Origin of the sequence: Streptomyces sp. Je 1-79, from assembly GCF_025195125.1 — a bacterium.
In the GTDB taxonomy this organism is placed as follows: Bacteria; Actinomycetota; Actinomycetes; order Streptomycetales; family Streptomycetaceae; genus Streptomyces.
In genome coordinates, this window is sequence record NZ_JAMGSL010000013.1 from 212,402 (window position 1) to 219,582 (window position 7,181).

At 70.0% G+C, this 7,181-nt stretch carries 6 protein-coding genes; 5 read left to right on the forward strand and 1 reads right to left on the reverse strand.

Translation table 11 applies throughout. The annotated features are described in order from the left end of the window. The first annotated feature begins 96 nt into the window (after window positions 1–96). From manA to M5362_RS26170, 4 genes are all read left to right on the forward strand, one after another. A complete protein-coding gene (manA, locus tag M5362_RS26155; protein ID WP_260230201.1) occupies window positions 97–1,248 on the forward strand; it encodes a mannose-6-phosphate isomerase, class I in 1,152 nt (383 codons plus the stop codon). A gap of 66 nt (window positions 1,249–1,314) precedes the next feature. Beyond that, window positions 1,315–2,289 carry a cation diffusion facilitator family transporter gene (locus tag M5362_RS26160; RefSeq protein WP_260230202.1) on the forward strand — a complete coding sequence of 325 codons (975 nt, stop codon included), beginning with the start codon at window positions 1,315–1,317 and terminating at the stop codon, window positions 2,287–2,289. 306 nt (window positions 2,290–2,595) lie between these two features. Beyond that, a complete protein-coding gene (gene ahcY / locus M5362_RS26165) occupies window positions 2,596–4,053 on the forward strand; it encodes an adenosylhomocysteinase (RefSeq protein WP_260230203.1) in 1,458 nt (485 codons plus the stop codon). A 133-nt stretch (window positions 4,054–4,186) separates the two neighbouring features. Then, window positions 4,187–4,801 (forward strand): hypothetical protein, encoded by a 615-nt coding sequence (locus M5362_RS26170; RefSeq protein ID WP_260230204.1) that lies wholly within the window; start codon window positions 4,187–4,189, stop codon window positions 4,799–4,801. Between the two features lie 16 nt (window positions 4,802–4,817). Here the strand turns inward: M5362_RS26170 and M5362_RS26175 are convergent, their stop codons facing one another. Next, window positions 4,818–5,696, reverse strand: a complete 879-nt coding sequence (locus M5362_RS26175; RefSeq protein WP_260230205.1) for an RDD family protein — start codon at window positions 5,694–5,696, stop codon at window positions 4,818–4,820. A 119-nt stretch (window positions 5,697–5,815) separates the two neighbouring features. Between M5362_RS26175 and M5362_RS26180 the strand changes: the two genes are divergently transcribed. Next, complete coding sequence (locus M5362_RS26180; RefSeq protein WP_260230206.1) at window positions 5,816–6,823, forward strand: stage II sporulation protein M; 1,008 nt, start codon at window positions 5,816–5,818, stop codon at window positions 6,821–6,823. Window positions 6,824–7,181 lie beyond the last annotated feature (358 nt).

Sequence of the window (7,181 nt, forward strand, 5' to 3'; positions counted from 1 at the left end):
GTTCGCACACCACGTCACCACCCGTCCCACGACGCCGCCACGTCCCACGACGCCACCTCACCTCCATCACCGCACTGAGGAAAGCTGGAAGGCTCCATGGACCGCCTCGTCAACACCGTCCGCCCCTACGCCTGGGGTTCCACCACGGCCATCCCGGAACTGCTCGGGACCGCCCCCACCGGTGAGCCCCAGGCCGAGATGTGGATGGGCGCCCACCCCGGAGCCCCCTCCCGTACGGAGCGCGGACCGCTCAACGAGGTGGTCGACGCCGATCCCGTACGCGAACTGGGCGCCCCGGCCGTCGGGAAGTTCGGCCCGCACCTCCCCTTCCTCCTCAAGCTCCTCGCCGCCGGCGCCCCGCTCTCCCTCCAGGTCCACCCCGACCTCGCGCAGGCGAAGGCCGGATTTGCCGCCGAGGAGGCGGCCGGCGTCCCGATCGACGCGCCGCACCGCAACTACAAGGACGCCAACCACAAGCCCGAACTCATCTGCGCCCTCACGCCGTTCAACGGGCTGTGCGGCTTCCGCGACCCGATCGAGGCCGCCGACACCATCGCCGCGCTCGGCGTCGACTCCCTCAAGCCGTACGTCGACCTGCTCCACGCCCACCCCGAAGAGGCCGCGCTGCGCGAGGTCATGACCGCGCTGCTCACCGCCGACCGCGAAGAGCTGGCGCACACCGTCACCGAGGCCGCGGACGCCGCCGCCCGCCTGGGCGGCGCCCACGCCCCGTACGCCACCCTCGCCCACCACTTCCCGGGCGACGCGGGTGTCATCGCCGCCATGCTGCTCAACCCGGTCCAACTCCAGCCCGGCGAAGCCCTCTACCTCGGCGCGGGCGTCCCGCACGCCTACCTCGACGGCCTCGGCGTCGAGATCATGGCCAACTCCGACAACGTGCTGCGCTGCGGCCTCACGCCCAAGCACGTCGACGTCCCGGAGCTGCTGCGGATCGTCCGCTTCGAACCGACGGAACCGGCCGTACTGCGCCCGGAGGCCTCCCCGTCGGGCGAGGAGGTCTACGACACTCCCATCGACGAGTTCCGCCTCTCCCGTTTCGTACGGGCCGAGGGCGCCGCCCCCACCGACGTCACCGCCGCCACCCCGCAGATCCTGCTCGCCGTCGCGGGCCGGCCCAAGGCGGGCGAAGTGACCCTCGCCCCCGGAGAGTCCGTCTTCGTACCGGCAGGCGAATCGACCGAACTGTCCGGTACGGGAACGGTCTTCCGCGCCACCGTCGTCGCCTGATGCAACAATGACCGGCCGAATGGCGGCAAGAGTGCCGGAGTACCGACGGAAGGAACACGTACACCCATGAGCGCGTCAGGCGGAACCAAGGCGATCGTGGCGGCACTCGCCGCCAACCTCGCGATCGCGGTAGCCAAGTTCGTGGCGTTCCTCTTCAGTGGTTCGTCCTCGATGCTGGCCGAGAGCGTCCACTCCCTCGCCGACTCCGGCAACCAGGCCCTGCTGCTGCTCGGCGGCAAGAAGGCCAAGCGCGAGGCGACACCGCAGCACCCATTCGGCTATGGCCGCGAGCGCTACATCTACGCCTTCCTCGTCTCGATCGTGCTCTTCTCCGTCGGTGGCATGTTCGCCGTCTACGAGGGCTACGAGAAGATCAAGCACCCGCACCCGATCGAGGACTGGTACTGGCCGATCGGCGTCCTCGTCTTCGCGATCATCGCCGAGACCTTCTCCTTCCGTACGGCCATCAAGGAGTCGAACGCGATCCGCGGCGGCCAGTCCTGGAAGGAGTTCGTGCGCCGCGCGAAGGCGCCCGAGCTCCCGGTCGTCCTCCTGGAGGACCTCGGCGCGCTCGTCGGCCTCTTCCTCGCCCTCGGCGGCGTCGGCGTCGCGCTCCTCACGGGCGACGGCGTCTGGGACGGCATCGGCACCCTCTGCATCGGTGTCCTGCTCATCGTGATCGCGATCGTCCTCGCCGCCGAGACGAAGTCGCTGCTGCTCGGCGAGTCCGCCGGCATCGAGCAGGTGAAGCAGATCGAGGAGGCGGTCGTCGACGGCGAGACCGTCACCCGCCTCATCCACATGCGCACGCTCCACCTGGGCCCCGAGGAGCTCCTCGTCGCGGCGAAGATCGCCGTACGACACGACGAGACGGCCACCGAGGTCGCCCACGCGATCAACGCGGCCGAGGAGCGCATCCGCGCGGCGGTCCCGATCGCCCGGGTCATCTACCTGGAGCCGGACGTCTACAGCGAGTCGGCGGCGGCCGCGGGCGTGAACCCGGCCAAGTCCCCGGGCGGCCCGAGCACCCCGGACCACTGAGGAGACCGGGCGGCCCTCTCTCGATCCTCTCCCGACCCTCTCCCGATGCGATGTCGAGGCCGGAACCAGCCGAATCCCGGGGGCGGGCGGACTGTGGGTCGCTGCACTGATCGGTGTAGATTCGTGACCAGCCAGACGTCGCTGCTGATGGCGGTCGGGCGGTCCGCAAGGACCGGCCGAGGGAGAGAGGGCCTCCGACGACTGCACCGCGGGAGTACCCGGGCATTCGTGTGCCCTCTCCTCCATGTCGCGGTGCCAGGCGCCCCAACAGACCCTCGAACCCGATCCACGAGGAGCAGCCCAGTCATGACGACTGCCGCCACCCAGCAGGACTTCAAGGTCGCCGACCTGTCCCTGGCCGCCTTCGGCCGCAAGGAGATCACCCTCGCCGAGCACGAGATGCCCGGCCTGATGTCGATCCGCCGCGAGTACGCCGACCAGCAGCCGCTCGCCGGCGCCCGGATCACCGGCTCGCTGCACATGACCGTGCAGACCGCCGTCCTCATCGAGACCCTGGTCGCCCTCGGCGCCGAGGTCCGCTGGGCGTCCTGCAACATCTTCTCCACCCAGGACCACGCCGCCGCGGCCATCGCCGTCGGCCCGACCGGCACCCCCGAGGCCCCCGCCGGCGTCCCGGTCTTCGCCTGGAAGGGCGAGACGCTGGAGGAGTACTGGTGGTGCACGGAGCAGGCCCTGACCTGGCCGAACACGCCCACCGGCGGCCCGAACATGATCCTCGACGACGGTGGTGACGCCACCCTCCTCGTCCACAAGGGCGTCGAGTTCGAGAAGGCTGGCTCCGCCCCGGACCCGTCCACCGCGGACAGCGAGGAGTACGGCCACATCCTCCGTCTCCTCAACCGCACCCTCGGCGAGAACCCGCAGAAGTGGACCCAGCTCGCGTCCGAGATCCGCGGCGTGACCGAGGAGACCACCACCGGCGTCCACCGCCTCTACGAGATGCACCAGGCCGGCACCCTCCTCTTCCCGGCGATCAACGTGAACGACGCCGTGACGAAGTCGAAGTTCGACAACAAGTACGGCTGCCGCCACTCCCTGATCGACGGCATCAACCGCGCCACCGACGTCCTCATCGGCGGCAAGACCGCGGTCGTCTTCGGCTACGGCGACGTCGGCAAGGGCTGCGCCGAGTCCCTCCGCGGCCAGGGCGCCCGCGTCATCGTCACCGAGATCGACCCCATCTGCGCCCTCCAGGCGGCGATGGACGGCTACCAGGTCGCGACCCTGGACGACGTCGTCGAGACGGCCGACATCTTCATCACCACGACCGGCAACAAGGACATCATCATGGCCACCGACATGGCCAAGATGAAGCACCAGGCCATCGTCGGGAACATCGGCCACTTCGACAACGAGATCGACATGGCCGGCCTCGCCAAGATCGAGGGCATCGTCAAGGACGAGGTCAAGCCGCAGGTCCACACCTGGAAGTTCCCCGACGGCAAGGTCCTGATCGTCCTCTCCGAGGGCCGTCTGCTGAACCTCGGCAACGCCACCGGACACCCGTCCTTCGTGATGTCGAACTCGTTCGCGGACCAGACCCTGGCCCAGATCGAGCTGTTCACCAAGCCGGAGCAGTACCCGACCGACGTCTACGTGCTCCCGAAGCACCTGGACGAGAAGGTCGCCCGCCTCCACCTCGCTGCCCTGGGCGTGAAGCTCACGACGCTGCGCCCGGAGCAGGCCGCCTACATCGGCGTCGAGGTCGAAGGCCCGTACAAGCCGGACCACTACCGCTACTGATGCCGGGACGGACGGCGCCCGTGCACTGACGCACGCCCGTCCCCCGCACCCGTAGAGGAAACAAGGCAGGCCCCCGCACCCCCGTGCCGGGGGCCTGCCTCGTCTATCGCCCCAGCAAGCACCCCGAGGACCCATGCCCCGCGGCCGCTATTCGCTCCATGATCCGCACGATCACACCCCCCTCGGTGAAGAGCACTTCAACTGCGCGCCCGGCCCCTCCGGCTGGCGCTACGTCTCACAGACCACCACCCCCTCCGGCGAGCACGCCGGCTCCGTCGACCTGGCCATCGACGAACTCGGCCGCCCCATCCGACTCGAACTCCACGCCGCGAGCTGGCAGGTCCGCGGCGCCGCCCTCGAAGGCGTCACCTGGGTCCGTACCGACCCCACCGGAACCCACGCCACCGAAGGCAATGTGCGCGCCCACGCCTTCACCGGCACGTCCCCGGCATTCCTCGTCGCGATCACGCGACTCCTGCGGCTCACCCCCGCTTCCCCGGCGACCCGCGTCAGGCTCGTCGCCTTCACGGATCCCGTCCTCGCCCCCCTCACGATCGACCAGTCCTGGGCCCTGGTGAACAGTGAAGCGCACCCCACTGACAACGGCCGTCTGATCGTGGACGAGTACCAGGTCAACGCCCTCGACACGGGCGAACAGCACACGGTTCACATCGCCGGCGACGTCGTCCTCTCCGCCCCCGGCATCGAGCTCGAATCCCTCGACACCCCGCCCAACGTCTTTCCCTGACGGCAGCCGGGAGGCGCTAGGCGGGAGGCGCGAACCCGGTCGAACGCCCGGGCTCCACCGCCGGCGGCTGCTCAGCCGGCCGAACGGAAGGAGAGGGCTGGGGGTAGGGAGAGGGCGAGGGAGAGGGCTGGGGGGAGGGAGACGGGGAGGGGGCGAAGGCCCGGCGCGCGTCGCGCGCCTGCCGCTCGCCGACGACCCCCGCCAGATAGGCCGCCGCGGGCACACCCGCAGGCGGAGGCGTACCCGTCCGCGCGACCAGCTCATCGGCCAGCCGCTCCGCGATCCGCCGCCCGACCTCCGGGTCCAGCTGCCGCATCCGCGTCAGGTACTGCCGTATCTCCAGCCACAGCCCGTCCGGCACCGCCGACAGATCGAGCTCCGCGAACCGCCCGGCAAGCCACGGCGGGGGAGGGGGCAGGACCGAGGCCCGAGCCGCCGGCACCCGCTCCCGTACGACCAGCGTCCCGGCGAAGACATCCCCGATCCGCCGCCCCCGCTCGGACACGAGCGAGGCGATACAGGCGACGACCCCGAACGTCATCAGGATCTCCACGACCCCCATCGCCCCCCGTACCAGCGCGTGCCGGAACCGGATCGGCCCGCCGTCGTCCCGCACCACCCGCAGCCCGCAGGCCAGCTTCCCCAGCGACCGCCCGTGCGACAGCGTCTCCACCGCGATCGGCGCGCCCACGAGCACGAGAAGGAAGGACGCGATCGACACCGCCGTCCGCGCGGCAGCGTCCAGCGAAGCCGTCGCCATCGTGAGCCCCAGCGTGACCAGCAGGAAGACCGCCCACACCACGACAAGGTCGAGAAGCAGCGCCAGAGCCCGGCTCGGCAGCCGCGCCGGCCGCAACCCCAGGACGACGGCGTCCCCCGTCACCACTCCGCTCACGGCGCCCACCCTTCTCCGACCTGCCCCGACCCCTCGGTACGACAGTCTGCCAAGCTGATCCGCAGCGCGCCGCAGTAGTACGGACCCGTACACACCAGTGCCTGGAGCAGCAGCCGATCATGGACCTCGACGTCTACGTCACCGCCCACCGCGCCGAGTGGGACCGCCTCGATCACCTCCTGCGCCGTGGCGGCAAGCTCAGCGGCGCCGAGGCGGACGAGCTCGTGGCCCTGTACCAGCGCACGGCCACCCACCTCTCCCTGATCCAGTCCAGCGCCCCGGACCCGCTGCTCACGGCCCGGCTCACCCAGCTCGTCGCCCGTGCCCGCGCCACGGTCACCGGCACCCGCCGTTCCTCCTGGCGTGACGCGGCCGCGTTCCTGACGGCCGGCTTCCCCGCAGCTGTCTACCGCTCACGCCACTGGTGGGTCCCGACGGCCGTCCTCTCCACGCTGCTCGCGGTGATCATCGGCTGGTGGATCGGTACGCACCCGGAAGTGCAGTCCGCCATCGGAGCCCCGGCGGAACTGCGCGAGATGACCCGCCCGGGCGGCCAGTACGAGACGTACTACTCGAGCCACCCGGCAGCCTCCTTCGCCGCCCAGGTCTGGACGAACAACGCGCAGGCCGCCGCCATGTGCCTGGTCCTCGGCGCGTTCCTCTGCTTTCCGGTGCTCTGGATCCTCTTCCTCAACATGCTGAACCTCGGCGTAGCCATCGGCCTGATGTCCTCGGCAGGCCGCCTCGACGTCATGCTGGGCCTGCTCCTCCCGCACGGCCTCCTCGAACTGACCGCGGTCTTCGTCGCCGCCGGCACCGGCCTCCGCCTCGGCTGGACCGTCATCGAACCCGGCCCCATGACCCGCCGAGCCGCCCTGGCGAAGGAAGGCCGCGCGGCCGTCGGCATGGCGATCGGCCTGGCCCTGGTCCTCTTCCTGTCCGGCCTCATCGAAGGCTTCGTGACCCCGTCGGGCCTGCCGACCTGGGCACGCATCGCCATCGGAATCGCCGCCGAGCTGGCATTCCTCGTCTACGTCTATGTCCTGGGCGCCCGCGCCGTCCGAGCGGGCGCCACCGGCGACGTCGACGAGCCGGACCGCAGCGCCGAGCTACCGACCGCCGCCTGATGTGCGTACGGCCCCGCTGACCTGCTAGTCTCCTCCTCGCCCGCAAAAACTGTTGACACGGTTGGCGTGGGGAGGTAGATTCAAACGGTTGCCTCGAACTGGACAAGTTCGATGGCGGCGAGCTAGAGTCTCTCTTGCTCCGGTCGGGAAGTCGATTTCCACGGAGCCATCCGATTCCTTATTCGAATCACGAAAGCCACCGATTAGGTCGGCCGGAATGAATCTGATAAAGTCGGAACCGCCGGAAAGGGAAACGCGAAAGCGAAGAACGGCCCGGCAACCCGCTCCAGCGGGTGGCAGAAACGGAAAACGGATCTGCTAAGCTGGAAACACGAAAGACCGAAGGGAAGCCCGGAGG